This window comes from Streptomyces sp. NBC_00019, assembly GCF_045041015.1.
Classification (GTDB): domain Bacteria; phylum Actinomycetota; class Actinomycetes; order Streptomycetales; family Streptomycetaceae; genus Streptomyces.
In genome coordinates this window covers 9752792-9777480 of sequence record NZ_CP108302.1, presented here as the reverse complement: position 1 = coordinate 9777480, position 24689 = coordinate 9752792, and the positions used below count along the sequence as shown (strand labels likewise).

Annotated in this window: 23 protein-coding genes; 9 read left to right on the top strand and 14 right to left on the bottom strand. The window is 69.8% G+C overall.

All coding sequences use genetic code 11. The annotated features are described in order from the left end of the window. Positions 1-99: 99 nt before the first annotated feature. The 3 genes from OHU89_RS45365 to OHU89_RS45355 form a co-directional block, all read right to left on the bottom strand. A complete protein-coding gene (locus tag OHU89_RS45365; RefSeq protein ID WP_405651677.1) occupies positions 100-393 on the bottom strand; it encodes an SUMF1/EgtB/PvdO family nonheme iron enzyme in 294 nt (97 codons plus the stop codon). Then, a complete protein-coding gene (locus OHU89_RS45360; protein WP_171145451.1) occupies positions 390-749 on the bottom strand; it encodes a helix-turn-helix transcriptional regulator in 360 nt (119 codons plus the stop codon). The genes OHU89_RS45365 and OHU89_RS45360 overlap by 4 nt, the downstream gene beginning before the upstream one ends. 208 nt (positions 750-957) lie before the next feature. Beyond that, positions 958-1332 (bottom strand): hypothetical protein, encoded by a 375-nt coding sequence (locus OHU89_RS45355; RefSeq protein WP_405651675.1) that lies wholly within the window; start codon positions 1330-1332, stop codon positions 958-960. 324 nt (positions 1333-1656) lie between these two features. Here OHU89_RS45355 and OHU89_RS45350 point away from each other — a divergent pair, with 324 nt between their 5' ends. After that, entirely contained in the window at positions 1657-2991 is a 1335-nt protein-coding gene (locus OHU89_RS45350) for a diacylglycerol/lipid kinase family protein (RefSeq protein ID WP_405651673.1), read from the top strand. Positions 2992-3046: 55 nt separating this feature from the next. On the opposite strand, the gene OHU89_RS45345 is transcribed toward OHU89_RS45350, so the two are convergent. The 3 genes from OHU89_RS45345 to OHU89_RS45335 all read right to left on the bottom strand — a co-directional run bounded on the left by OHU89_RS45345 (position 3047) and on the right by OHU89_RS45335 (position 5428). Continuing rightward, entirely contained in the window at positions 3047-3952 is a 906-nt protein-coding gene (locus OHU89_RS45345) for a peptidoglycan-binding protein (RefSeq protein ID WP_405651671.1), read from the bottom strand. A gap of 258 nt (positions 3953-4210) precedes the next feature. After that, positions 4211-4621 (bottom strand): hypothetical protein, encoded by a 411-nt coding sequence (locus OHU89_RS45340; protein ID WP_405651669.1) that lies wholly within the window; start codon positions 4619-4621, stop codon positions 4211-4213. 288 nt (positions 4622-4909) lie between these two features. Continuing rightward, positions 4910-5428: an adenylate kinase gene (locus OHU89_RS45335; protein WP_405651667.1), complete on the bottom strand. Its 519-nt coding sequence runs from the start codon at positions 5426-5428 to the stop codon at positions 4910-4912. A 113-nt stretch (positions 5429-5541) separates the two neighbouring features. Here OHU89_RS45335 and OHU89_RS45330 point away from each other — a divergent pair, with 113 nt between their 5' ends. Further along, positions 5542-6717: a cytochrome P450 gene (locus tag OHU89_RS45330; RefSeq protein ID WP_405651665.1), complete on the top strand. Its 1176-nt coding sequence runs from the start codon at positions 5542-5544 to the stop codon at positions 6715-6717. A gap of 163 nt (positions 6718-6880) precedes the next feature. On the opposite strand, the gene OHU89_RS45325 is transcribed toward OHU89_RS45330, so the two are convergent. After that, the gene (locus tag OHU89_RS45325) at positions 6881-10612 is read right to left on the bottom strand and encodes a helix-turn-helix domain-containing protein (RefSeq protein ID WP_405651663.1); all 3732 of its coding nucleotides are present in this window, start codon (positions 10610-10612) and stop codon (positions 6881-6883) included. A 300-nt stretch (positions 10613-10912) separates the two neighbouring features. On the opposite strand from OHU89_RS45325, the gene OHU89_RS45320 reads away from it, so the two are divergent. After that, positions 10913-12181, top strand: a complete 1269-nt coding sequence (locus OHU89_RS45320; RefSeq protein WP_405651661.1) for an acyltransferase family protein — start codon at positions 10913-10915, stop codon at positions 12179-12181. A gap of 63 nt (positions 12182-12244) precedes the next feature. Next, the gene (locus OHU89_RS45315; protein WP_405651659.1) at positions 12245-13162 is read left to right on the top strand and encodes a phosphotransferase family protein; all 918 of its coding nucleotides are present in this window, start codon (positions 12245-12247) and stop codon (positions 13160-13162) included. A 33-nt stretch (positions 13163-13195) separates the two neighbouring features. Here the strand turns inward: OHU89_RS45315 and OHU89_RS45310 are convergent, their stop codons facing one another. Both OHU89_RS45310 and OHU89_RS45305 read right to left on the bottom strand, forming a co-directional pair. Next, positions 13196-13966, bottom strand: a complete 771-nt coding sequence (locus tag OHU89_RS45310; RefSeq protein ID WP_405651657.1) for a phosphotransferase — start codon at positions 13964-13966, stop codon at positions 13196-13198. A gap of 115 nt (positions 13967-14081) precedes the next feature. Next, on the bottom strand, positions 14082-14393 hold the full coding sequence (locus OHU89_RS45305; protein WP_405651655.1) for a hypothetical protein: 312 nt from the start codon (positions 14391-14393) through the stop codon (positions 14082-14084). Positions 14394-14674: 281 nt separating this feature from the next. Here OHU89_RS45305 and OHU89_RS45300 point away from each other — a divergent pair, with 281 nt between their 5' ends. Together OHU89_RS45300 and OHU89_RS45295 are read left to right on the top strand one after the other, a co-directional pair. After that, on the top strand, positions 14675-15406 hold the full coding sequence (locus tag OHU89_RS45300; RefSeq protein ID WP_405651653.1) for an HAD family hydrolase: 732 nt from the start codon (positions 14675-14677) through the stop codon (positions 15404-15406). Positions 15407-15728: 322 nt separating this feature from the next. Beyond that, complete coding sequence (locus tag OHU89_RS45295) at positions 15729-16694, top strand: GNAT family N-acetyltransferase (protein ID WP_405651651.1); 966 nt, start codon at positions 15729-15731, stop codon at positions 16692-16694. Between the two features lie 24 nt (positions 16695-16718). Here OHU89_RS45295 and OHU89_RS45290 read toward each other — a convergent pair whose 3' ends face one another. Together OHU89_RS45290 and OHU89_RS45285 are read right to left on the bottom strand one after the other, a co-directional pair. Beyond that, on the bottom strand, positions 16719-17372 hold the full coding sequence (locus OHU89_RS45290; RefSeq protein WP_266883796.1) for a response regulator transcription factor: 654 nt from the start codon (positions 17370-17372) through the stop codon (positions 16719-16721). Further along, positions 17369-18505 carry a sensor histidine kinase gene (locus OHU89_RS45285; RefSeq protein WP_405651649.1) on the bottom strand — a complete coding sequence of 379 codons (1137 nt, stop codon included), beginning with the start codon at positions 18503-18505 and terminating at the stop codon, positions 17369-17371. Before OHU89_RS45285 ends, OHU89_RS45290 begins: the two co-directional genes overlap by 4 nt. 250 nt (positions 18506-18755) lie before the next feature. On the opposite strand from OHU89_RS45285, the gene OHU89_RS45280 reads away from it, so the two are divergent. Further along, a complete protein-coding gene (locus tag OHU89_RS45280; RefSeq protein ID WP_405651647.1) occupies positions 18756-19376 on the top strand; it encodes a hypothetical protein in 621 nt (206 codons plus the stop codon). On the opposite strand, the gene OHU89_RS45275 is transcribed toward OHU89_RS45280, so the two are convergent. Together OHU89_RS45275 and OHU89_RS45270 are read right to left on the bottom strand one after the other, a co-directional pair. Then, entirely contained in the window at positions 19366-20484 is a 1119-nt protein-coding gene (locus OHU89_RS45275) for an endonuclease/exonuclease/phosphatase family protein (protein WP_405651646.1), read from the bottom strand. The two genes, OHU89_RS45280 and OHU89_RS45275, sit on opposite strands and share 11 nt — an antisense overlap. A 23-nt stretch (positions 20485-20507) precedes the next feature. Then, positions 20508-21119: a M15 family metallopeptidase gene (locus OHU89_RS45270; protein WP_405651644.1), complete on the bottom strand. Its 612-nt coding sequence runs from the start codon at positions 21117-21119 to the stop codon at positions 20508-20510. A 128-nt stretch (positions 21120-21247) separates the two neighbouring features. On the opposite strand from OHU89_RS45270, the gene OHU89_RS45265 reads away from it, so the two are divergent. Continuing rightward, the gene (locus OHU89_RS45265) at positions 21248-21943 is read left to right on the top strand and encodes a response regulator transcription factor (protein WP_405651641.1); all 696 of its coding nucleotides are present in this window, start codon (positions 21248-21250) and stop codon (positions 21941-21943) included. Beyond that, positions 21936-23063, top strand: coding sequence for a sensor histidine kinase (locus OHU89_RS45260; RefSeq protein ID WP_405651639.1), 1128 nt, complete (start codon positions 21936-21938; stop codon positions 23061-23063). The genes OHU89_RS45265 and OHU89_RS45260 overlap by 8 nt, the downstream gene beginning before the upstream one ends. Before the next feature lie 60 nt (positions 23064-23123). Here the strand turns inward: OHU89_RS45260 and OHU89_RS45255 are convergent, their stop codons facing one another. Continuing rightward, the gene (locus OHU89_RS45255; RefSeq protein ID WP_405651636.1) at positions 23124-24296 is read right to left on the bottom strand and encodes an RNA-guided endonuclease InsQ/TnpB family protein; all 1173 of its coding nucleotides are present in this window, start codon (positions 24294-24296) and stop codon (positions 23124-23126) included. Positions 24297-24689: the final 393 nt, after the last annotated feature.

Genomic DNA, 24689 nt, shown 5'->3' with positions numbered 1-24689 from the left:
GCGCACACGGCAACCAGGATCGAGCCACCTCATTGTGTCGGCCGTCGTCAGTGATCTGTTGCCGTGTGCCGGACGGGTACTGCTCCGCCGCGGGTGTGGTCACCCCGCCTGAGCGGTGGCGGCGACGCGGATGGCGTTGATCTGTTGGCCCATCTCGCCGCCGTGGGTGGCGGTGATGACGGAGGTGGTCCATTCCCAGCAGTTGCCGCACAGGTCCCACACGCCGTCGGGGCTGACCCCGCCGGGGTAGGCGGTGACGGGGGTGGTGTAGCCGCCGGTACCGGTGAGGGCGTCGTAGGCGTCGGTGTAGATGAAGCCGGTCCGGCTCGCCGTGACGTTCCAGCCGGGCACGGTTCCGGTGCGGCTGTCGGATTCGTCTCCGGTTGCCGTCACCTGGTGGGATGCAGCGGTTCGGGCGGGGCGTCGATCTGTTGCAGCTCTGCGAGGAGCTGGTTTCGGCCGGTGAGGAGTTCGGTGAGGATACGGCGGGCGGCTCGCAGGAGTTCGGCGACGTCGCCGCCGGCGAGGGCGTAGCGGACGGTGGAGCCCTCTCGTATGGACACCACGATGCCGGAGCGACGCAGAACGGCCAGTTGCTGCGAGAGGCTGGACGGCTCGATCTCGATGTCGGCGAGCAGGTCCCGAACGGACACCGGACCGTCCTGGAGCAGCTCCAGCACCCGGATGCGTACGGGGTGACCGAGCATGCGGAAGAACTCCGCCTTGACTTGATAGAGAGGGGCCTGCATGTCTGCTCGCTCCTGGTCGGGTGGGGGGGCGACGGGGCTGCCGAGGTGCGGCGGCATCCGAGGACGCCGCCGCACCGCATGCCGCCCTCGGATGCCGATCCTTCATGCCCCGGGCCCGCCACGACCGCACATTGGAATCATGCTGATGTGGTGACTTGAAGAAGTCTTCACATGACGGGCAGACGTGGCCCAGGGCCTTTCGACCGCGCTAGATCTCGATCGCCTCCTCCACCCGCTTGAGCTGATGGCGGGCCATCGCCAGGTTCGAACGGGCCTTGTCCAGGACGAGGTACAGGAACAATCCGTTGCCGGTGCGACCGGTGACCGGGCGGATCAGGTGGTACTGGGAGTCCAGCGTGATCAGGATGTCCTCGATCCGGCGGTTGAGACCCAACTGCTCCATCGTGCGCACCTTGGCCCGGATCACATCCGTGTTGCCGGCCGCCGCGACCGTCAGGTCCAGGTCCTTGCCCCCGCCCAGTGTGCCCAGCGCCATTCCGCTGGTGTAGTCGACGACGGCGGCTCCCAAAGAACCCTCGACCCCGGCCATCATCTCCTTCAGCGACACTTCCACACTCGCCACAACGCCTCCCCTTGCATGCCGTTGACTGCGGCGGACCGATGCTCCCGACCCGCCTCGGTCTCCGGACCGTATGCACGCCGTCCGCACACCACGACCGAGTCTTTGAGACTGACCTGTGCCGACCGAACAACGGCATGCCCGGACCGTTCGATGGACCGGAAGTGCCGTGACTGGCCTTGAAGTTGACACCCCCGCACCGGTCGGCAAGCGACGCCCCACCGACCGGTGCGCCGGATCGCAGGGACGACGGTTCTGTCAGGGATCTGCCAGAGTTCGGTCGTGCGAGGTCGAGGCGGGTTTCCCGGACGGAGAGAACAGTTGGCCATGGACGTGAGCAGACGGGCGTATCGAGGACAACGGTGGGCGGCGAGGGTGGCATTGGCCGCTGCCGTCCTCGCGGTCCTGGTGCCTCTCGGCTACGACGGCCTGGCCGGCGTGCTGCTTCTGGTGTGCGGCGCTGTCGGCCTGGCGGTAGCCGCGGCTGCGGCGTGGTGGACGCTGACCCTGCGGGGACCGTTGCGCTGGGCGGCGGGCGTGCTGGCCCTGGCCGTCCCCGCCGGAATCGTCGCCCTGTTCGCCGCCACCCTCTTCTGGGCACTGCCGGTGTCATTGGCGCTGTGGGGCGTGGCCGTGTGGAGCGGCCGGTATGCGTTGCGCGGCACCGGAAGCCATCGGGTGCGGAGCAAGGAGCACCGCACGCCCCCGCCGCAACGGCCGTTCCTGATCATGAATCCGCGCTCGGGCGGCGGCAAGGTGGACCGCTTCGGGCTCAAGGAGAAGGCCGAGCGGCTCGGCGCGCGTGTCGTCCTGCTCGACCCGGACGAACAGCAGGACATCACGGCGCTGGCCCAGGCCGCCGTCGCGGAGGGTGCGGATCTGCTCGGTGCCGCGGGCGGCGACGGAACCCAGGCCCTGGTCGCGGCCGTCGCCGCCGAGCACGGCATACCGTTTCTCGTGATCAGCGCCGGCACCCGCAACCACTTCGCCCTGGACCTCGGTCTCGACCGCGACGACCCGAGCACCTGCCTCGACGCGCTCAGCGACGGTGTCGAACTCCGCGTCGACCTCGGCTTCGCCGGTGACCGTCCCTTCGTCAACAACGCCTCGTTCGGGGCGTACGCGGCGATCGTGCAGAGCCCCTCCTACCGCAACGACAAGATCGGCACCAGCCTGGACCTGCTGCCCGACCTGCTCACCGGTCAGCAAGGTGCCCGCCTCACCGCAAAAGCGGGAGACACCACACTCGACTCCCCTCAGGCTGTGCTGGTGAGCAACAACCCTTATCGGACCGGCGATCCCTTCGGGTTCGGCCGTCGCGACCGCCTCGACACCGGAGCGCTGGGGGTCCTCGGCGTACGAGTGGACAGCGCGGCCGACGCCGCCGCGCTGCTGCTCGACCCGGAACCGGCCGCGCTCACCGTCCTGACCGTCCGCGAGGTCCTCGTCGAAGCCGACGGCGCGGAGGTGCAGGTGGGTCTCGACGGCGAGGCCCTCGTCCTTCCCTCACCGGTCCACTGCCGCATCGCGCCGGGCGCCCTCGCCGTCCGAGTCCCTCGCAAGCGGCCGGGGGTGGTGCAACGTCAACCCCGTCTGGACTGGCGCCGGTTGAGGAAGCTGGCGGCGACGGTCGGCCGTACGGCTGCCCCACGCCGTACCTGACGGTCACCGACGACCTGGTAAGGCTGTCGGCTCGTACGTCCGCGAGAGTCGTCTCTTACGGCTCCGACGTCTCGGATTCGAGCGAAGTTCGCGTCGCCGGTCCGTAGACGCCCGGCTCGTCCTCGGCCACCACACGAGTCAACTGGTAGGCGCGGACCGCGTTCTCGACCTCACGGTCGTAGACGCCGTCGGCCTCTCCGCTGAGGAAGCCGGTCTGCCGCAGGCGGAGTTGGAGCTCGATCACCTCGGGGCCCCGGTCGCCGAGGCGGAGCACGGGGGCCTCCCCTGGCGAGGGGCTCGATGTGGGGCTGCCCGTGGCGGTGACGCTGGACGAGGTCTCGCTGGGGGTGGTGCCGGTCGGGGGGAGCGGACCTGCGGTCGGGGTCGTGTCCGGTGAGGGACTTGCAGACGGGGACGGTTGCGCCGAGGTCGTCGACGCGGAGGGGTTCGGGGACGAGGGATCGATTGGCGTGGACTGTTCGTCGGGCAGGCCCGCGCGCACGCCGCCGGACAAGGAGCCGTCCCGATCAGGACTGTCGTACCAGAAGAACCCGCTGACGAAGCTTCCCGTCAGCAGGACGGCCGCCGCGGCCCCCACCCCGGTGCCCAGCGCGATCCGGCGCCTGCGCGGAGAGTTCTGGGCGTTGTCGTCCGATGGAGGCACATCCGGATTGTCGACGTGCGGTGAGGTTGCGTCTTCCCGGCCACCGGCCGGTTGGTCCGCGGGGTCCGTCTCGGACTCCTCCGACGTCGCGTAGACGTCAGGCGATGCGGCGTCGTCACCTATCTCCACGAAGGGCCGTATCCGCACCGGATCGAAGTCCTCCGCGGCCTCGGCCTCTGCCATGCGGGTCGCGCGATGGGCGTCGGATGCGCGGCGGGCACAGGAACAGGCCAGGCTGCCGTCCGCGGGTCGAGGCGTACCGCACTCCGCGCAGGCGGGACCCGTCGACTGACTCACACACGCTCCCTCTCCGTACGACCTCCATATTTTAAACATGAACAACACGCGTGAGGTCCGCAAGAAATCCAAAAATGGAATCCACGTGTCCGGACCGTCGAGAATCGGCCGTGCGGGCTCTTGGGGCGGGTGATGGCACGTCACCTGCCCGTTGACCTGGCGGTCAAGCGTCGCTGGGAGGGACGGCACCGCGGTTGACAGCGCTGCTTCGTGGCAGGCCATTCAAGCGGCATCCGGAGTACGGTCCGCAGCCCCGCGTCAGACGACGAGGTGTCTGCCGTCCGTCAGCCAGTCGGCCAGGTCGTCGCTCAAGGCCTGAACGCAGCGGATGCCTGCGGTGATGTCTTCCGTCTCAGGCTGTGCCCCGTTGTTGAGCACTTCGAGGGCACGCCGTGCCGCGCCGAGGTCGTGCGAAATGCGGGAACCTATGCCTCCGGGCAGCGAGAACATGGCGATTTCCACGCTGCTGGCGGCGACGAGCCAGTCGGATCCCTCCGTGTTCGGAACCGGCAGGCCACGATCGTCGCGGGCTCTCTCGAGCATGCTGAGGAATCGGCCTGCCAACTGAAGCATCTCCACCGCCGCCCTACGCGCCTCCGCCAGCAAAAAGGCCCGCTGCTGGTGTTTATGAGTGGCCGTCACCACCGCCCAGGCGGTCAGCGCAGCCACGACGCCTCCGATCACTGCGGACAGAGCGCCCTGCAGCAACAGCCTCCACCAGCCCTGCGGATCCACAAGTCCTCCCAAGCCAGGCCGCGCGCCCGCCCACGACTTGGGCTCCGGCCGCGTAGTGCCACCAAGGGTGAAGGCCACCCTCGTCGTCGGCCAACAGCCGACAACTCAGAGGGAACCGCACAGGATCCCGGTCGGCGAGTCGCCCATGCCGACGGATGGACTCGGAGGCATCGCCCTTCCAGCCACACTCGTCGCGCCCAGGGGCCGACCCGACTCCCGGGGTCAAAGGGATGCCAGCCAGCCCACCGTGTCCTTGGGGTGGCCGAAGCGGAGGGTGTCGAGAGGGGCGAAGCGGGGATCGCGGACGCGGCCCTCGATTTCGCGGCGGCGGACGCCGTGTTGCGACCAGGCCCACCACGCGGGGTGTTCCCGGCTCAGCCAGCCGGTCCAGGTCTCCCTGTTCCCGCCGAACAAGGCCTCGCGGGTGACGGTGCGCCGGATGGAGCGGCGCAGAACGCGGGGCATGATGACGTGTTTGGGGTAGTCCAGCCAGATCACGGTGTCGGCCCGGTCCCAGAGCAGGTCTCGGACTTCCGGGTAACCGACGGAGTCGATGATCCACCGGGGCTCGGCGGTGAGCCTTGATACGTCTTCGGTCAGCTTGTCGTTGATGGCCCAGTTGGGGCCGTTGAAGTAGAGCGCGTCCATCTCGTGGTACCGCAGGCCCAGACGACTGCTCAGGGTTTGGGCGAGCGTGGATTTACCTGCGCCGGTGACACCCACCACCAAGATCCGTTCCACGGGTGCACTCTATGCCCGGCGCCGCAGCGCAGTCCCCCAACCTCCCTGCCATGGAACCGCTTTGTTAGCGTCAGCCGCGTGAACGGTTCCCAGCCCCCCAGCCAGAGCCCGCGATGAGCGTCGTCGAGTCCTGGCCGCTCGGCGCCGCGACCACGCTGGCCGAGCTCGCCCAGGATCCGCATCCGCGTCTGGCACTGCTCCGGGCGCGGGAACCGGTGTCGTGGGTGCCCGAGTTGGGCGGCTGGCTGGTGACCCGGCGTGATCTTGCGTTGAGTGTGATGCGGGATGCCGAGACCTTCACCGTCGATGACCCCCGGTTCTCCACCGCGCAAGTGGTCGGCCCCAGCATGCTGTCCCTCGACGGTGACCGGCACGCCCGGCACCGCGAGCCCTTCAGCGCGCCCTTCCGCCCCCGGGCCGTGCGTGAGGGTTTCGCCGCGTTCATCGAGCGGGAGACCGACACCCTCATCAGCGCATTGGAGCCGGCGGGCGCGGCCGAACTGCGGCGCTCCTTCGCCGGACCCCTCGCGGTCGCGGTGGTGACCGAGGCGCTGGGGCTCGTCGGCGCCACCGTGGACACGGTGCTCGCCTGGTACGACGCCATCGTGCAGTCGGTCTCGGACATCACCTCCGGCCTGGAGGCGGGAGCGGCGGGTGTCACGGCGTACGCGCAGCTGCGCTCCGCGGTGGAAGCCACCGTCGCCGACCGGAACACGTCCTCCCTCCTCGCTGCGGCCGCCGGGCAGTTGACCGTGCCCGAGGTGGCATCCAATGCCGCGGTGCTGATGTTCGGAGGCATCGAGACCACCGAGGCGATGATCACCAACGCGCTGCTGCACCTGCTGCGGCATCCCGACCAACTCGCCCTGGTCCGGGCCGATGCCGGTCTGCTGGACGGCGCGATCGAGGAATCACTGCGTCTCGAACCCGGCGCGGCTGTCGTGGACCGCTACGCCACTGGCGACACCGTGCTCGGGCTTGCCACCATCCGCCGTGGTGACCTCGTCACCGTCTCCCTCACCGGCGCCAACCGCGACCCGGCCGTCTTTGCCGACCCCGACCGGTTCGACGTCCGCCGCGAGAACGCGCGTCTCCAACTGGCCTTCGCACACGGCCCGCACTACTGCCTCGCCGCCCATCTCGCGCGCCTGGAAACCAGTATCGCCCTCCAGCACCTGCTCCGACGCCTCCCCGCGCTGCGCCTCGACCCCGACCACACCGCGGCCCCGTACGGCCTGGTCTTCCGCAAACCCACCGCGCTGCACGTGCGGTGGGGACGAGCGGCCTGAGCGGCCCCACCGGGCTTTCGGGCGAGCAGGCCGCAATACGGATCTGCCTCGCCGCGCCGCCTGAGCGTTCTGGTGGAAGTGCGGTGATGGACCTGCGGGCCGGTGGGGGCTGCTCGCGCAGTTCCCCGCGCCCCTTACGGGGCGCGGTGCCGCACCGGACTTCCTAGCCCGCGGTCTCCTGGCAGCCGGTTTCAGTCGAGCGCGTGTCCGGGTAGCGGGCCTCTTCCACCGGGGTGAGGGTGCGGTCGACGGCCGCGCAGATGGTGCGGATGGCACGGGTCAGGTCGGGCAGGTCGACGTCCCACAGGCCGACGGAGCTGCCCATGCCGATCGCCAGGGTCCGTCCGTCGGGGCTGAAGGCCGCTGCGCCGGGCGAGCGGGTCGGCAGGGTGATGCGGCTCTGGCTGGTGGCGAGGTCCCACAGCCGGACTCCTCTTGCGGTGCTTGCGGCCAGGGTGCGTGCATCGGGGGTGAAAGCCAGGGACGACACCTGAGCGCTCAGGCTGAAGGTGTCTTCGAGCTGACCGGTACGCGTGTCCCACGTCTTCACGAGTCCGCTGCTGCCGCTCGCGGTGGCCAGGGTGTGCGCGTCCGGGCTGAACGCGAGGGTCAGCAGGCTCCGGGGGCCCGGGTCGATGGTGCGCTGTGTGCGGCCGGTCGCGGCGTCGAGCAGCGTGATCTGGTCGCCGCCGGCCTCGATGTCCACGACGGCGAGTGTTTTGCCGTCCGGGGCGAATGCCACCGCCCTCACGGATTGGCCGTGACTGGTGTGGACGGTTCTCAGTTCGCCCGTCGACAGGTGCCAGATGCGTACCCACCCCTTCTCGCCGACGATGGCGAGCCGTGTCCCGTCGGGACTGAAGACCGCTGTGTCGATGGCGCCCACGTCACGGCTTTGGCGAAGGCTGCCCGTGGCGACATCCCGGACCTCGATGACCCTGCGGTTGACGGCCTCGGCGGCCAGGGCGCGCCCGGTCGGGCCGAACCCCGCGGCCACGGGGCGGGAACCCGTGACGGGCGGTCGCCGGCCCTGAAGTGCCAGGTCGGTGTCGGGTGCCGGGGCGGCTTCGGGTTCGCCGGTCCTGGCATCCCAGAGCTGTACCGACCCACGGCCGAGCGGCCGTTGACGGACCGTCGTCAGCGTGCGTCCGCCGGGACTGAACTCCATGTCGGCGATGTACGTGCCGGATGGGCCGGGCAGCGTGGTCCGCGGGTGATCATCAAACAGGTGGTGCACGCGGATGGTGGGGCCCGTATTGCTGCTGGTGAACAGGGTACGGCCGTCCTCGCTGAGGGCCACGCTCCTGACTCCCCCTCCATGGAGGCCTGCCGTCACGGTGGTCCGCGCCGTACCGGAGGCGGTGTCCCACAGTCCCACCGTGTCTCCTGGACCCGGGATGGCGAGGGTTCGCCCGTCCGGGGCGAAGGCCATCCCGCGCGACCCGACAGGTACGTCTTTGATGGTGCGCCGGACGACGCCGGTGGCCGTCTCCCTCAGTTGCACCGAACCGTCGGTGCGGACGACCGCGTACGTCTGACCGTCCGGGCTGAAAGCCACCTCGCTGCCCGTGATCTGGCTGTCGTGGGAGGTTCGGGTGCGGCCGGTCGTCATGTCCCACACCCGCACCCCTCCGTTGAGGCTTACCGCGGCGACAGTGCGTCCGTCAGGGCCGAAGCTGACCGCCTGCGGGTCGGGGTGGTTGGTGAAGCTGTGGCGTGTGCGGCCGGTGGCCACGTCCCACACCCGTACGGCCCCTGGGGAGGAGGCGGCCACGGTACGACCGTCAGGGCTGAAGGCCAACCCGCGTACCGAACCGTCGGGAACGGAAAGGGTCCTCATCTTCCTGCCGCCGGCCGGATCCCACAGGGTCACCCTCGCGCCGGTGCCACCGGAGGTAGCGACGGCCAGGATGCGTCCGTCGGGGCTGAACACCGCGGCCTGGCTGGTTTCATGGCTGCTGGTGAGGCCGGTGAAGGTGCCTCGGAGCCGGCCTGCGGGCAGATTCCAGATCCGTATTCTGCCGTCTCTGCTGGGGGTGGCGAGGGTCTTTCCGTCCGGGCTGAGGGCGAGGGCATCCACGGGCTTGGTGCCGCTGGTCAGGCGCTTGCGCAGCGGTAGCGCCGCGGCGGCGTAGAGGGCGGCGGTGGCTTCGCGGGTCGGGCTGGTCCGGTAGGCGTGCACAGCGAGCAGTGCGGCGAGGTCGGGGTCGGAGTCCAGCAACGCGCTGGACTGGGCGGCCAGTTGCCGGGACTGGGCCATGTGCTGGGCGGTGACCGCGCTCTGCCACTGCCCCACGGCGAGGCCGGCGGCGACGAGGGCGAGGCACAGGGCGGCGGTGACCGCGGTGAGCACCAGCCGGTACCGGCGGCGGCCCTGCTGCTCGTGGTCACGGCTGGCGTCAAGGAAGGCGTGTTCTACGTCGGTCAGGTCCTCGCGCGATGCGCCACCGAAGTGTTCCTGGGATGCGGCGAGCCTGCTTCCCCGGCTCAGAGCGCCCTTCTCGCGGCCCAGTTCCTGCCAGGCGTGGGCCGCTTCGGTCAGGTTCCGGTGCACACGCAGGCGTTCACGGTCTTCCTCGATCCACCCGCGCAGCCGGGGCCACGACGTGATCAGGGCCTCGTGGGCCATCTCGACCGTGTCACCGTCCAGGGTGAGCAGCCGCGCCCCGGCGAGTGCCTCCACCACCGTGGCGTTGTCGTCCTGGCCGGTGCCGGGCAGTTCCGCGCGCCGGACGGGACGGCGGGTGTCGGGGGTGCCGTCACCGGGGGCGACCAGGCGCAGCAACACCCGGCGGGCGGCAGTCGCCTGGCTTTCGGTGAACCGGTCGTAGACCTGCTCGGCGGTCTTGGCGATCGCGCCGTCCAGGCATCCGACCGCCTCGTACCCCGCCATGGTCAGTGTCTTGCCTCGGCGGCGGCGCCAGGTCTCCAGCAACGCGTGGGACAGCAGCGGCAACCCGCCCGGCGCATCGGTGACCTCCTTGACCAGCCGTGCGGTGAGGGCGCGTTCCACGGTCAGACCGGCGGCCGCGGCCGGTTTGACGACGGCGTCGCGCAGTTCCGTCTGACTCATCGCGCCGGCCAGGAGGTTGGCGTCGCGCAGTGCGTCGGCCAGGTCTCGGTGCTCGGCGCAGCGGCCGTAGAAGTCGCCGCGGACCGCCAACAGCACCCGCAGGCGGCTGTCCGGTTGCCGGGCGGTCAGCAACAGGTCGATGAAGCGAGCGCGTTCGGCCGCGTCGTGGCAGAGGGTGAAGACCTCCTCGAACTGGTCGACGATCACGAACGTGTCCGCTTCCGCGCTGCCGTCGCGGGCTGATGCCGGTACGAGGAGGGGTGCGTGGCTGCGGGCGGGGCGTTCACCCGGTGTCAGGATGCGGATCGCGGCCGGGCGCAGACCGGGCTCCTGAGCGCGCCGGAGAGCGGGGATCAGGCCGGCCCGCAGCAGGGAGGACTTGCCGCTGCCGGAGGGGCCGAAGACGGCGGCGAACCGTCGGCCGCGCAGCAGATCGACCAGGTCGGCGGTGAGCTGGTCCCGGCCGAAGAACAGGCCGCTGTCCCCGGTCTCGAACCGTGTCAGGCCCCGATACGGCGTAAGGGATCCGTCGTCGTCCCCGTAGCCGTCACCGGCCGACTCCTCCACCGCCTCCTTCCACCGGGCCTCCCATTCCGCCAGGTCGCCGCCGCACGCCCCCGCATAGGCCAGGGCCACCGGCAGTGTCGGCAACTGCTCGCCCGCCGCCGCCTGCGACAGCGTGGTCACCGAGTAGCCCGCCCGCTGCGCCAGCGACCGGTAGGTGATCCCGTCCGCCTCCGCCCTCAGCTTGCGTAACTCGAACGCGAACCGCTGCACCGGACCCGCCGCCGGGTCCAACGGCACCTCACGACGCCCCGCCACACCTTCACCCCCTTCAGCCACCCCCGCAACACGCGGGAGCAGCCGATGCACACACCTCGATGACACCCGAAAGCTCGCGCGCCCCGCTCCATTGTTCGGCCGCCAGAACGGTACTGCCGAACAATGCTCCGGCCGCTGGACTCAGTGCTGTGAGCGGCGCGGGGCCAGTGCCCAAGAACCGACTCCGAGACGGTCGGTGAGGGCCATCGCCGCGTGAGCCTGCGGACCAGGCTCGTGCCGCCTTTCGCCGCCGTACGACAAGCCCAACGCCTACCTCGTCGAAGAGGACTTCGCCCACGCATGGAATCCCGACCCGTCGCCCCTACCTCGGCACCTTCACTTCCCGTCACGTCACGATTACTGACCACCATCACGGCAGTCGGTCCGTCACGGTTGGGCTGGCTGGACGCGTTGCGCGGCATCGCCGCACTCGTCGTCGTGTTCGACCACTCCTCGTACACCTTCATGGCCGACTTCCGGCGGGAGTTGATGCCGCAGTTCAACACGAGCCGCTACGCCATCATGGTGTTCTTCCTGGTGAGCGGCTATGTCATTCCCGCTTCGCTGGAACGCCGGGGCTGCGTCCGGACGTTCTGGATCGGACGGATCTTCCGCGTCTACCCGCTGGCGGCGGCTGTCGTCGCGATGCTCCTCACCGCCAACCTCCTTGGCGTTGCGGAGATCCGTGGCTTCGACCGGCAGAGCGCGGTCACCGTGATCGTCGCCCACGCCACCATGCTCCAGGAGTTGCTGGGGACACCCAATCTCCTGCTCGTCCTGTGGACGCTCTCCTACGAGATGTCCTTCTACCTCCTGGTCGTCGCTCTCTTCACGGTCCGCCTCCACCAGCAGTCCGCGGCGATCGCAACCGTCCTGGCGGCGCTCGCCGCCGTCAGCGTGACGGCAGGGCTGATGCTGCCGGCCTCTGCCCTGTCCGAACTGATCGGCACCGGTCCGCTGATCGCGTTCGCCTCGGTCGCCATGGTGGTCGCGATCAGCTGCGCGAGCGCCGGATCACCCGTACTCCGGGGATTCGGGGGCGTGTTGGGCGGGGTGCTGGCGCTCGTCCTGGTCTTGTTCAACGGCACGGTCCCGCAGTGGGAGGGCCTGGTGATCCTCGCCGTGATGTTCCTCGGCACCGCCGTCTACCGTGCCGAGAACGGTCAGACCACTTGGCGCCGTGCAGCCGCCGCTGCTGTCATCGTGGTCGTCTGTGCCGTGGGGAGCGCGTTCTGGTACGGCGACGTTGACCACTTCGTACGGCGCGGCTGGATCGTCGCGTTCCTGATGGCTGTGCTCACCTTCGGCGCCGGACTGTTGTTGCGGCGCCGGCGCATACCGCGGTTGCTGACCGGGCTGGGAACGATCAGCTACTCGGTCTATCTGGTGCATCCGGTGCTGCTGGCGGTGATCGACGGCACGATCGGCCGACGGCGGCAGGACAGTCTTCCGCTCGAAGTGGCTTTCTTCACCGTGCTGTTGCCGCTGTGCCTGCTGACCTACCGCTGCATCGAAGCGCCCAGCCAGAGGTGGGGCCGAAAGTCTTTGCGCGGGCCGCTCTCCGGGTGATGGAGTGGCACGGTGATCGACCACGGTGAGGCGGCGACTGTCCGGCCATTGACCCTGGCTTGGGTGGGCCGGCAACTCAACACCGGCGAACGGATCGTCGGAACCGAGGTGCTGCACGGCGGGATCACCGCCGAGATGCGACGGCTGACCATCGGCACGCGGGACGGAGGCACCCGCGACCTGGTCCTGCGAACCTTCGTCGACCCGTACTTCGTGGAGCACGCCGAGGTTCTGCTCAACCGCGAGGCCGGGGTTCTCACCCGGCTCGCGGGGACCGGCGTGCCCGCTCCCGGACCGGTCGCGGCTGATCCGACCGCCACGCATTGCGAGTATCCGTCGCTCCTGATGACTCATCTGGCGGGCCGGACGGTCCTCGATGACGAGGGGGTGGAGGCGCGGGTCCCGCTGCTGGCCCGTCAGCTCGTGGCGATCCACGCGTTGCGGCCTGCCGAGCGTCCCCAGGAGTACAAGGCGTGGACGACCGCCGACGCGGTCGTCCCTCCGGACGGTGCCGATGCGGCGGCATGGGCCGCGGCGACCAATGTGATCCGCGAGCCTGCGCCGCCCTATGAAGGGCGGTTCCTGCACCGGGACTTCCACCCCGGCAACGTGCTGTTCGACGTGCCGCCGCCACCCGGCCGCCCGGCAGGCCTCCGGATCAGCGGCGTCGTCGACTGGGTACAGACCTCTTGGGGCCCGGCGGATCTCGACGTGGCGCACTGCTCCACCAATCTCGCGCTGCTGCACGGCCCGGCGTGGGGTCCGCGGTTCGCCGAGGCGTACGAGGAGGCCGACGGGGTGCTGGCCGCGACCACGAGCGAGCGGTTGTACTGGCGGCTGCTGGACGCGCTGGCCTTCGCGCCGGGCGTCCAGTGGGCCGCGCGGCCGTGGCGGGAGGCGGGGAGGACGGAGCTGACGACGCGGGCCGTCGAGGAGCGGCTCGATGCCTACGTCACCGCGCTGATGGACACACTGGGCTGAGCTCGATCCGGTGACCGCCCGAGGGATGAGGCGTCAGCCGAAGAGGTGCCGGTGGTCTTGGCTCCATGCCAGCTTGCGTCCGAGATCCAGCAGATATCCTCCGGCCACCCAGGTCGCCTGAGGTTCGTGCCCGGCTTCGGCCAGCAGGCGTACCCGTTCGATGTTGTCCTGCTGTTCGCGGATGACAGCGTCCACGATGCCGTCGGTGGAGGAAAGACCGTAGGCCGTGCAAAACCCTTCCAGGCGTCGGCGGCGGTCGGGAGGCTGCGGGTAGTGCAGCCAGCGCGTGCACTCGGTGTCGTCCCGAAACGGCGCGACGTACTGCAAGGCGTAGGCGATGTCGTGCAGACGCGCTGCTGGGCGGGTGAAGTCGAAGTCGATGAGGCCCACGGGCCGTGGTCCTTGCCAGACCACGTTCCACGGACCGAAGTCGCCGTGGCAGACCACTTCACCGTCGGTGGCCTCTGTCGCACCGACCGCCCAGGCGGCGTTGCCGGGAGGCGTGAAGCTGGTGGTGGCGTCGTGGTAGTCGCGCAGCAGCCGGGCGAAGGCGGCCAGGCCGTTGTCGTCCACGACCTTGGCCCACCCCAGCGGCCCCGAGTCGCCGTCGATGTAGCTGAGGACCTCACGGCCTTCCTCGTCGAACCCCAGGACGCGCGGAGCACAGGGGAAGCCCACTGCCTCAAGGTGCCGCAGCAGCGCGTGCACCGTCTCGGTCCAGGGCTGCACGGGGCGGCGCACTGTGTCGCCGATCCGCACGACCTGCCGGTGAGCGTGGTCCTGCAACACATGCTCGTTCGTCACGGCACGAGGCTATCCACGTCTCCGACGGGACGACTCGCGGATATCGCGCCCTGAGTTCGACGCTGCCAGGCCCGTCGGCGGCACCCCTCACCGCGGGCCATGGGCAACGTCGAGGTCACCGTTCCCGAATGCGCCACCACCACCAGCGCCCCGCCGTCCATTCGCTCACCCAACCGGGGTTCGGAAGGGTACGACGTTCGAACTCCACGTCGATCCGCTCCACCAGGCGGCCCAGATCTGCTCGGGCTCCTGTGGGCAGGTACAGCAGAGCGACTTCCAGGTCGTCTCGGCCGTCCTCGATCTCGATACCGGGGCTCTCGGCGGGGCCGGTCAGATATCGTCCCGGCTCCTTGAAGGCCCACTTGAACCGGCTGAGCGCGGCAGCGACTGCGTCCGGCCAGAGATGTTCGGCCTCAACACGTCGCACCGCTGCCCGGGTTCGGGCTGATACGCCTGGGATCCGACGGACCGGCATGTGCTTCGGTGGCCGCCACCGCTCGGCGCGGACGGCCTTCGGGCGCCTACGCGGCATTGCCCTTTCTGATCAGAATCATGTCGGCATTCTGCCACGGCCCGTGCCCTCGGAGCAGGGCCAGGGGATCCGAGCCTCACAGCCGAGAACAGCCCTGTCATGTCGCTGAGTTGGCCCGCCGTACGGAAGCAGCGCTCCCCCTGGCCTCAGGGACAAGCCCACGAGATGATCACCTCATGGCGGATGTGATCTTCTTCGATCTGGACGGCACCCTGGTCGATCATCGAAGCGCGGTCTGGGAAACGATCGGCCAGATCATCCAGGCCGCGCCGAACGCGACGGCACCACCGGAGGAGCTGGCGGCGTTGTGGTGGACGCTGGAGGCACGCCACATGCGGGAATACCTTGCCGGTCAGTGCTCCTTCGCCGAACACCACCGGCGCAGGGTCCGCTCCTTCCTGCCGATGCTCGGCGAGTCGGTTCCTGAAAGTCCCGGCCTGCTGGACGCCTGGATCTCCGAGCGCTACCTCGCCGTGTTCGAGGCGGCCTGGCAGTGCTATCCCGATGTCCAGCCATGCCTGGAGACCCTCAAACGGCTCCCCCGAGGACCGCGTCTGGCTGTACTCACCAACGGGGATCCCGGCCAACAGCGCGCCAAGCTCGCCCGCTTCGGCCTCCTCGAGTATTTCGAAGCCGTCCTGACCCCGGCCGAGCTCGGTGCGGCCAAGCCCGTCGCCTACGCCGCCGCCTGCCGGTGGATGCGTACGGACCCCGTCCAGGCGGTCAACGTGGGCGACATGCTGGAAAGCGACGTGAACGCGGCCGCCCTCGCCGGGCTCACCGGCGTCTGGCTGGACCGCGGCGTCGACTTCGTCACCGGTGGGCCCTCGCCGACGGCAGCCGAGACGGTGCTCCGCATCGAACGGCTCACCGAGCTCCCCGAACACGTGTCCCGTACGAACGCCTGACCGGCGCTCGCGGACGCCATGTCCCTGTCCGGGGGTGTGCGGAAAAAAGGTGTGGGGCCTGTCCGCATTTGCGGACAGGCCCCAGATTGAGCGCCGGGCAGGCCTTGCACCTGCATCTCCCCGCAGGAAGCGGGGCGTCTTTCCTTGGACCACCAACGCACTGCCGAACAACCAGAGTTGTGGCGACCGGCTCGTGATCAACTCTAGCGCATGTACGGGGTGGTATTCACCACACGCCGGGCCCGCCGAATACGTCATTGCAGGGAGGCCGCGCCCCGAAACTGAAGTGCGTTCGGCCTCCGTGACACCTATCGTGCCGCCCATGCACGCGACGCCGGCCCACCGGCCACTCACGCTCGAGAACGCCCCGGCCCTGGCCGAGTTGTTCGCCGCGGTGGAGGCGGTCGACGGCACCGACGAGCACTACGACGCCGAGGACCTCGCCGATGAACTGGGCGACCCACGCCTGGAGTTGCCCCACGACTCGGCGGGGGTGTGGTCGAGCGGCGAACTGGTCGGTTACGCCAAGGCGACGGGGCTGCGAGACGCGACCGACGTGCACCTGGTGTACGTCGAGGGGGCGGTACGACCCGACGCACGCGGCCAAGGCGTGGGCGCCGGCCTGGTGACATGGCAGGTGACCCGGGCGGCGCAGCTGCATCGCGAGCGGTTTCCTGACCTGCCGGGCGAGGCGCACATCCAGATCCACGCGCCGAACACCGCCAAACGGGACCTGTATCAGGGCGCCGGGTTCCAGGCGCGACGCTGGTTCTTCGACATGCGTCGGCCGCTGGACGGCGGCGAGATCCCGGTGACGGCCCCGGCGGGCGGGCTGCGCGTCGTACCGTTCACCGCGGCGTACGAGGAGGCGACCCGGTTGGCGCACAACGAAGCGTTCCGCGATCACTGGGGTCACACGCCGACCGCTGCGGAACGGTGGCGTCACGGCACCACCGGCGCCCGGTCGTTCCGGCCGGACGTGTCGTTCCTGGCGCTGGACGGGGACGAGGTCGCCGGGTATCTCATCAGCCACGAGTACGACGCCGAGACCGCGATGACCGGTATCCGCGAATGCTGGATCGCCCAGCTCGGCACCCGACCGGGCTGGCGTGGCAGCGGCGTGGCCACCGCGCTGCTCACCACCTGCCTGCGGGCCGGCCAGGAGCAGGGCTTTCGCAGGGCCGGTCTGAATGTGGACGGCGCCAATGCCACCGGTGCGCTGAGCCTGTACGAGCGGTGCGGGTTCCGCACCCTGCACACCTGGATCGGCTACGTGAAGCCGCTCTAGCGGCAGGCACGTCCGTCCACGGGTTCACAGCAGGCCGAGGTCGCGGGCGCGCAGTGCGGCCTGGGTGCGGTCGCGCAGGGCGAGGCGGCTGAGGATGCGGGAGATGTGGTTCTTGACGGTGCCTTCGCTGAGGTACAGCTGCGCGGCGATCTCCCGGTTGGTGCGGCCGCGCGCCACGAGCCGCAGGATGTCGATCTCGCGCGGGCTGAGGGCGGGAGCGACGGCGGGCGGGTCGGGAGCGGCATGGGGCAGGGCGGCGGCGAGCCGGGCGGCCACCGAGGAGTCGAGTTGGGTGACTCCGGCGTGCGCCAGGCGGATCGCCTGCGCGAGTTCCTCGGCCGGCAGGTCCTTGAGGAGATAGCCGCTGGCTCCCGCGCGCAGCGCCTGGACGACGTACTCCTCGTCGTCGAACGTCGTCAGCATCACGACCCGGCACTCCGGTGCCCGGCCGCGCAGCACGGCGACGGCCTCCACGCCGTCCAGTTCCGGCATCCGTACGTCCATCAGCACGACGTCGGGTCCCAGTTCCACCGCCTTCTCCACGGCCTCCCGCCCGTTGACCGCCGTACCGACGACGGTGATGCCCGGCCGGATCGAGAGCAGTGCGGCGATGCCGTCCCGGATCAGCTGCTGATCGTCCACCACCAGCACCCGTACCGCCGTCGGCTCCTGGCTCACCGCTCGCCTTCCCGCCGCGGGACGACGACGGTGAGTCGTGTGCCCTGGCCCGGCCTGCTGTCGATGTCGACGCTCCCCGCGACCAGGTGCACCCGTTCGCGCATGCCGGTCAGACCGAATCCGGCCGTGGCCCGGTCCGGTGTGAAGCCGCAGCCGTCGTCGGTCACCGCCAGGCGTGCGGTGTCCTCGGTCAGCCGGACCGCCACGGACACCCGCGAGGCCCGCGCGTGCCGCAGCGCGTTGGTCAGGCCCTCCTGTGCGGCCCGGTACAACGCGGTCAGCGCGGCCGTGCCGTAACCGTCCTCTTCGCCCGTCACCTCCACGCTGACGCACGGCCCCGAACCACCCTCACGCGCCCATCCCGCGAGCGTGGCCGACAGCGACGGGCGCGCGTCGTCGCGCAGCGCCCGCACCGACTGCCGGACGTCGCCGAGTGCCAGCTTCACCGACTGTCTGGCCTCGGTCATCGCCCGTCCGGCCGCGTCCGGGTCCAGGACGCGGAACTCGGACGCGATCTCCAACTGCACCGAAATCGCGGTGAGATGGTGGCCGAGGCTGTCGTGGATGTCGCGGGCCAGCCGGTTGCGTTCGGTCGCCGCGGAGAGCTCCGCGACCCGCGCGGCGTACTCCTGCAGTTCTCGCCGGGCCCGTTGCTCGCCGACGGCGACGGCGGCCATCGAGATCGCCAGCACCAGGCCGACGCCGACCATCAGCAGGTCGGACACGTACTCCATGTCGCGATACCAGGCGGGGGCCGTCAGGAGAAAGCCGGTGAGCAGTCCGGCCAGGCACAGCGCCCCCAGTACGAGCGCCGTCGTGCGGCCGAACGCGAAGTACGCGGTGAACGGCAGGAGCACGAACAGCACTTGGGACAGTTCCGAGGCATCTGCGGCGACCACCGCACCCGTCAGCCCGCACCGTGCGAGCAGCAGCGGCACCCGCGGCAGGTTCCGGCGACGCCCCGCCACGTCCAGCGCGCACAGGGCGGCGAGCCCGGCGACGAAGCCGGCCGTGCGCCAGGACAACAGGCCGGGGCCGGCGCCCAGATCCGCCGCCAGGTAGTAGATACCGCCGACGAAGACCGCGCCGTACAGCAGCGGTGACACCCACGGCACGGGCACATACGCCGACATGCACACCCCCACCCCCCGACGCCACCGCCCAGGCTAGGCCGGACGCGCAGGCCGGGCGACACCGACGGGAGAACTCCGGCCGGGAGCCGCGAAGTATGGACGAACGGCACATGTCGAACGGCACTCACGCGACCGCGGGCGCCGGTGACCTCCAGCATCGGATGTCGCCGCTCGGCACCTGCCTGGACCGGCTGCTCACTTCCTACGGTTTCGGCCTGACCTGCCCTTCGACACACCGGAGTTGGCTCTCATGTCCTCAGCGTTCAGCACGGTGCCCGCCTCCGCCCGGCTCTCCCGCTTCGGCGCCCTGTGCGGGGTGCTGGCCGGTCTGCTCATCGCACTGCCCGCCGCCGTCGAGGCATTCACCGGCGAGACCGCCGTGACCAGCCTCCTCCTCGCCCTCTCCCCCGCGTTTGCTCTGCCGTTCCTCACCGCGCTCCACCAGTGGCAGAGCCCTGCCACCGGCCGCTTCGGAGAAATCGCCTATCTCGTGAACCTCATCGGCCTCGGCCTGTTCGGCGGGGCCGCGTTCGCCGCGAACCTGGTGCTCTACTACCTGGACGACGACGTCATCGAAGCGGAACTGACGGGTCCCACCATTCCGGCACTCCTCGGTTCAGCGGTCGTCTTCGCTGTGGGCTGCGCGCTGTTCGGGGCGGCGCTGATCCGTGCCCGCATGGTGCCGAGGGTTCCGGCGTGGGGGTATGCCGTCGCACTGCCCCTGTTCGCGTTTCTGATCGCGCTGCCCGATTCCGTGCTGACGAGCGCCCTGCACATCGTCGTCGGCATCGTCCTGGTATGGGTCTCGACCGCCCTGTGGCGATCCGCCTCATCGAACGACCGTACCGCTGTCTCGGCGTTCACCAGCTGATTCCGGCCGCCACCGGCAGATGGTCGCTGCCGGTGGCCGGCAATACCCATGAGCTGTCCGGCTCCACGCCGCGGACCAGGATCTGGTCGATGCGTGCCACCGGGAACTTCGCCGGCCAGGTGAAGCCGAAGCCGTCCCCGGCCGTGTCCTGTGCCGAGTGCAGCTGCGAGGTGATGCCGGCGAGCGCGCGGTCGTCCACGGTGCCGTTCAGGTCGCCGAGCAGCACCACGCGCTCGTTCTGCTCGGCGGCGATGGCCTTGGCGAGGGCCTGCGCGTTTCTGTCCCGCGAGTCCGTCCAGAAGCCTGTCCTGGGTGTCACGCGTACGGACCCCAGGTGGGCGACGTACACGGCGAGGGGCCCGTTGTCCGTGGCGACCGTGGTGCGCAGCGCCCGGTTGTAGGCCATCTTGACGTCGGCCGGCTTGGCGTCGCCCAGCGGCCCGGCGTCCATCTCGGTGTCGACCGCCCGGGTGTCCGACAACGGCAGCTTGCTCCACAGCCCGACCGTGCCCTGGACCGTGTGGAACGGGTACGTCTTCGCCAGCCCCTTCTCGTAGATGCCCCGGTCCTGCGCGGTCAGCTCCACCAGCGCCAGCACGTCCGCACCGGAGGCGACCAGATCACGGGCGGTGCCGGCCGGGTCGGGGTTGTCGGCGCCGACGTTGTGGCCGGCCACGGTGAGGTCACCGCCCGCGTGGGACTTGTCGCCGAACAGCCCGCCGAAGAGGTTCAGCCAGACCATGACCGGCAGCAGCAGCGAGACCACCGCCGAGGCGGAGCGACGCCACAGCGCCGCGGCCAGCAGCACCGGGATGAACAGGCCGAACCACGGCAGGAAGGTCTCCACCAGGCTGCCGAGGCCCCCGGTACGGTTCGGGATCTTCGCGTGCAGCAGCATGAGCAGGCCCAGCAGCAGCGCCAGCGCCGCGAGCACCAGGCCGCGCTTCCACGGCTCCGGCCGGGAGCTGAGGCGGATCGCCCGGTGGGCGGCCGCGCGCCAGGTCCCGGCGCCGGGGTCCCGGCGGATGCCCGCGGGCCGGGCACCGGCGTCGGCTCCCTGGCTGCCGGCGCCGCCCTGTCCGGGCTCCGCGGTGTCCACCTGCGCCATCGTCTGTCCTCGCTCACTGCCGGTCACTGCTGCATCCTGGGGTCCTGGGTGGGGTCGGCATACATGCGGGGGCAATCCCGGTCGATCGCCTCGGTACGCAGTTCGTAATGCCAGGGTTCGTTCTCGTAGATCTGGCACAGCCCGTACTCGGCGCCGTGCGTGGACAGCCACGCCGTCGCATCGGAGCGCCCGATGTCGACCGCGTCCCCCGACACGTGGGGAGATGTCGCCGCGGTGGCCACCCATCGGGCGGCTTCCTCTTCGGATCCGTACTCGGAGACCGCCTCACGAAGAAGCTGATCCTGGTACTCGGGGGAACGCCAGCCGCTGTTGACGTAGAACGCCACGCCGTCGTCGGCGGCAGCCGTCGCAGCCTCGCGGAGGACCTTGAGCAGATCCGGATCGAGGCGGGTCACGGCCGGAATCGCGTCATCGAAGACCGTCACGCCGTCGGGGACGACACCGCCGGCCTCGCCGAGCGCACCACGGTGCTCACCGCGATGAGGACTCGTGAGTAATGCGGTGGAGGGAGGTAAGGGGGGCGAGGAGGACGAGGACTTCGTCACCTGGTGGCCGAGGGCTGCGGTGAGCCCCGCCAAGACGACGAACAGGCCGACGACAAGGAGCCATCGCATCCGGCGGGTCGGTGTTCGTGCTGCTGGTGGGGTTCCCGTCATACCGACAGTCAAGGCAGCACGGTGTTGTCGGCACGTATGCGGTTTTCGATATGCCGACGATAGGCGCCGACTCGTAGCCTCGGAGCATGCGTGTGTTGATTGTCGAGGACGAGCCCTATCTGGCTGAGGCCATCCGCGACGGCCTACGTCTGGAAGCGATCGCGGCCGACCTCGCAGGCGACGGCGACACCGCGCTGGAACTGCTGAGCATCAACACCTACGACATCGCCGTCCTCGACCGCGACATCCCCGGACCGTCCGGTGACGAGATCGCCAAACGCATCGTCGCCTCCAGCAGCGGCATGCCCATCCTCATGCTCACCGCGGCCGACCGGCTCGACGACAAGGCCTCCGGCTTCGAACTCGGCGCCGACGACTACCTCACCAAACCCTTCGCACTCCAGGAACTCGCGCTCAGGCTCAGAGCGCTGGACCGCAGACGTGCCCACAACAGGCCTCCCGTGCAGGAGATCGCAGGGCTGCGGCTCAACGCGTTCCGCCGAGAGGTCTACCGCGACGGCCGCTACGTCGCGCTGACCAGGAAGCAGTTCGCGGTGCTCGAGGTCCTCGTCGCCGCCGACGGCGGTGTCGTCAGCGCCGAAGAACTCCTGGAACGCGCGTGGGACGAGAACGCCGACCCGTTCACCAACGCCGTGCGCATCACCGTCTCGGCACTGCGCAAGCGCCTCGGAGAACCCTGGATCATCGCCACCGTGCCAGGCGTCGGCTATCGCATCGACACCCAGCCAGAGGCCGGACACGAGGGGCGGGACCATGGATAGAGCGCCTGGTGTGAGCGTCCGCCTCAAGCTCACCCTCAGCTACGCCGGATTCCTCATGGTCGCCGGTGCCCTGCTGCTCACGGCGGTGTGGGTCTTCCTCCTCCGCTACGTCCCCGACCGCGCGATGCTCATCAACCCAGACGACCGGCCCACGGGTGGTGTCTTTCCCATCCGGTCCGTCCTTCTGCACGTCTTCGCTCCGAGGGCGGTCGCGGTGCTGGCGTTCCTGCTGGTGTTCGGTCTCGTGGGAGGGTGGCTCCTCGCCGGCCGGATGCTCGCCCCGCTGACCCGCATCACCGAAGCGACCCGCCTGGCCTCGACCGGATCACTCTCCCACCGGGTCCGGCTGCCGGGCCGTAAGGACGAGTTCCGCGAGCTCGCCGACGCCTTCGACACCATGCTCGCCCGCCTCGAGGAACACGTCGCCGAGCAGCGCAGATTCGCAGCCAACGCCTCTCACGAGTTGCGCACCCCGCTCGCGATCTCGAAGGCGCTTCTCGACGTGGCCCGCACCGATCCGGCACACGACACCGGCGAGATCATCGAGCGCCTCCACGCCGTCAACACCCGAGCGATCGACCTCACCGAGGCGCTGCTCCTGCTCAGCCGCGCCGGCCAGCGGTCCTTCACCCGAGAACAGGTCGACCTGTCCCTCCTGGCGGAAGAAGCCACCGAGACACTCCTTCCCCTGGCAGAAAAGCTCGGCGTCACCATCGAGACCTCCGGCGACATCGCCCCCACCGACGGCTCACACGCGCTGCTGCTGCAGTTGAGCATGAACCTCGTACACAACGCGATCGTCCACAACCTGCCGGGACAGGGCACCGTGTCGGTGAACACCGGCGTCCGCACCGAGAGCGTGGTGCTCACGGTCGAGAACACCGGCGAGAAGCTCACCCCACAGTCGGTCTCCACGCTCACCGCACCGTTCCAGCGCGGCACCGAGCGCATCCACACCGACCACGCAGGCGTCGGCCTCGGCCTGGCCATCGTCAACACCATCATCCAGGCACACGACGGAACGCTCACCCTCACCCCGCGCCCTGCGGGCGGGATCAGCGTCAGCGTGGAACTACCCCGGTCTGCCCTGCGGGGCGGGCGTCAACTGCACCGGTCGTGAACGACCGGGCTTGCTGCTCGAGTCATCACTGGCTGTGATGGGATCGGCTGCGTCCTGAGCTCACGCGAGGAGCGTAAGTTCTGGGGCCGTTGACTGGGCCCCGCAGACCCACGCCATCCACCCGCGGTGGGCGATGTTGTGGGACGAGTTGAGGTCCGCATGCTCAACGAAGCCGCAGGACCGGCACGCGAAACGGGCCTGGGAGGGCCGGTTGCCGCGTTCGATGTGGTGACACTGGGAGCATTCCTGGCTGGTGTACGCCGGATCGACGTACACCACCGGCACCCCGGCCTTCTTCGCCTTGTAGGCGATGAAGGCGCCGAGCTGGGCGAAGGGCCAGGAGTGGAGCGTGGCGCGTTGGGGCTTTCTCAGCCGTGCCCGCTGCCGGATGCCCGTGAGGTCTTCCAGGGCGATCCCGCGTGCGGTGCGTTCAGCCTCCGCCACGATCCGTTTCGAGATTTTGTGGTTGATGTCCTTGGTGCGGCGGGCCTCGCGGCCCGCGTACTTCTTCGCCCGGCGCTTCGCGGACTTCGTGTTCTTCTTCTGCAGCTTGGCGCGCAGCGTCCGGTCGTGCTCACGCCTCCGGTTGGTCTTGCGTCCGCAGTGGCGTGCGCCGTCGGAGGTCACCGCGACGTTCACGATGCCCAGGTCGACCCCCAGGAAGGAGGGCGGGTTCGCGTTCAGCGCCTTCTCGTCGATCTCGCAGATCGCGATGAGGAACCAGGCGCCGTCCTGGCACACCAGGTCGGACTCGCCCCTGCGGTGCGCGGCCAGCACGGCCAGCTGCTCGGCCTGTCCGGTGAAGGCGAGGTCCTTCATCCGGCCGCCGGTGGTCCAGATCGAGACCGTGCGCCGCTCGTGCTGCCAGGACAGCATCCGGTCGTCGTAGGGCTGGGCGGCATCCGGCCGGAAGACGACCGGCTTGCCCAAGACGCGGGTGTGGCGTTTGGAGCCGGGCCGTCCGTAGCGGCCGCCTCGTAGGTTGGCCTTCATGGTGGTGTAGGCGTCGCAGGTCTTCTTGATCGCGTGCTGGGCGGCCTGCGCTCCCAGCCCCCACCGCTGCCGGATCGGGAGGTAGGCGTGCTTGCGCAGACCCAGCGGTTTGCGCTCATTTTCCTCGAACGCAACCCGGGCGGCCCACGTGGCAGCCTCGTTGCAGGCGTGCAGGGTCGCCTCAAGTGCTTCCGCCTGTAGGGGCGTTGGCAGCAGCTTCACCCGCACCACCAGCTTCATGAACACGACCCTAACCACCCGAACACGCCCGCCGACTACGCGCGTAGGTATTCCGCTTGACCGGGTGATCCCTCGACCGCGCGTTCGCTTCACGGCCTTGGTCGGCTCCGCCGACGGCATTCCGGGCGCTCCGCGCCCAGTGGCACGACTCGGCGACGCTCCGCGTCGCAGTCTTGGGATGCGATTCCTCCCGGGCGTGAACACCCGGGGTTCCTCGCAAGATCATGCGGAAGTCGGCGTTCCAGGGTGTGTCATGTCCCCCCACGCCACTGTCGGCGCCGGTTGTTCGCCGCCGCGGCCCCGATGGAACGTTACGGATACGTTCCGAGCTCTTGACGGCCACGGTATGACTGCGTAGACATGACCGCGCAGTCAGACATGCGGCGTCTGGCT

Bases quoted from the DNA above. Each gene is read 5' to 3' on its own strand.
- OHU89_RS45295 (WP_405651651.1), top strand. From the start codon at position 15,729: ATGCACGCGACGCCGGCCCACCGGCCACTCACGCTCGAGAACGCCCCG.
- OHU89_RS45285 (WP_405651649.1), bottom strand. From the start codon at position 18,505: ATGTCGGCGTATGTGCCCGTGCCGTGGGTGTCACCGCTGCTGTACGGC.
- OHU89_RS45300 (WP_405651653.1), top strand. From the start codon at position 14,675: ATGGCGGATGTGATCTTCTTCGATCTGGACGGCACCCTGGTCGATCAT.
- OHU89_RS45330 (WP_405651665.1), top strand. From the start codon at position 5,542: ATGAGCGTCGTCGAGTCCTGGCCGCTCGGCGCCGCGACCACGCTGGCC.
- OHU89_RS45360 (WP_171145451.1), bottom strand. From the start codon at position 749: ATGCAGGCCCCTCTCTATCAAGTCAAGGCGGAGTTCTTCCGCATGCTC.
- OHU89_RS45275 (WP_405651646.1), bottom strand. From the start codon at position 20,484: ATGGCGCAGGTGGACACCGCGGAGCCCGGACAGGGCGGCGCCGGCAGC.
- OHU89_RS45320 (WP_405651661.1), top strand. From the start codon at position 10,913: ATGGAATCCCGACCCGTCGCCCCTACCTCGGCACCTTCACTTCCCGTC.
- OHU89_RS45255 (WP_405651636.1), bottom strand. From the start codon at position 24,296: ATGAAGCTGGTGGTGCGGGTGAAGCTGCTGCCAACGCCCCTACAGGCG.
- OHU89_RS45265 (WP_405651641.1), top strand. From the start codon at position 21,248: ATGCGTGTGTTGATTGTCGAGGACGAGCCCTATCTGGCTGAGGCCATC.
- OHU89_RS45260 (WP_405651639.1), top strand. From the start codon at position 21,936: ATGGATAGAGCGCCTGGTGTGAGCGTCCGCCTCAAGCTCACCCTCAGC.
- OHU89_RS45270 (WP_405651644.1), bottom strand. From the start codon at position 21,119: ATGCGATGGCTCCTTGTCGTCGGCCTGTTCGTCGTCTTGGCGGGGCTC.
- OHU89_RS45350 (WP_405651673.1), top strand. From the start codon at position 1,657: ATGGACGTGAGCAGACGGGCGTATCGAGGACAACGGTGGGCGGCGAGG.
- OHU89_RS45280 (WP_405651647.1), top strand. From the start codon at position 18,756: ATGTCCTCAGCGTTCAGCACGGTGCCCGCCTCCGCCCGGCTCTCCCGC.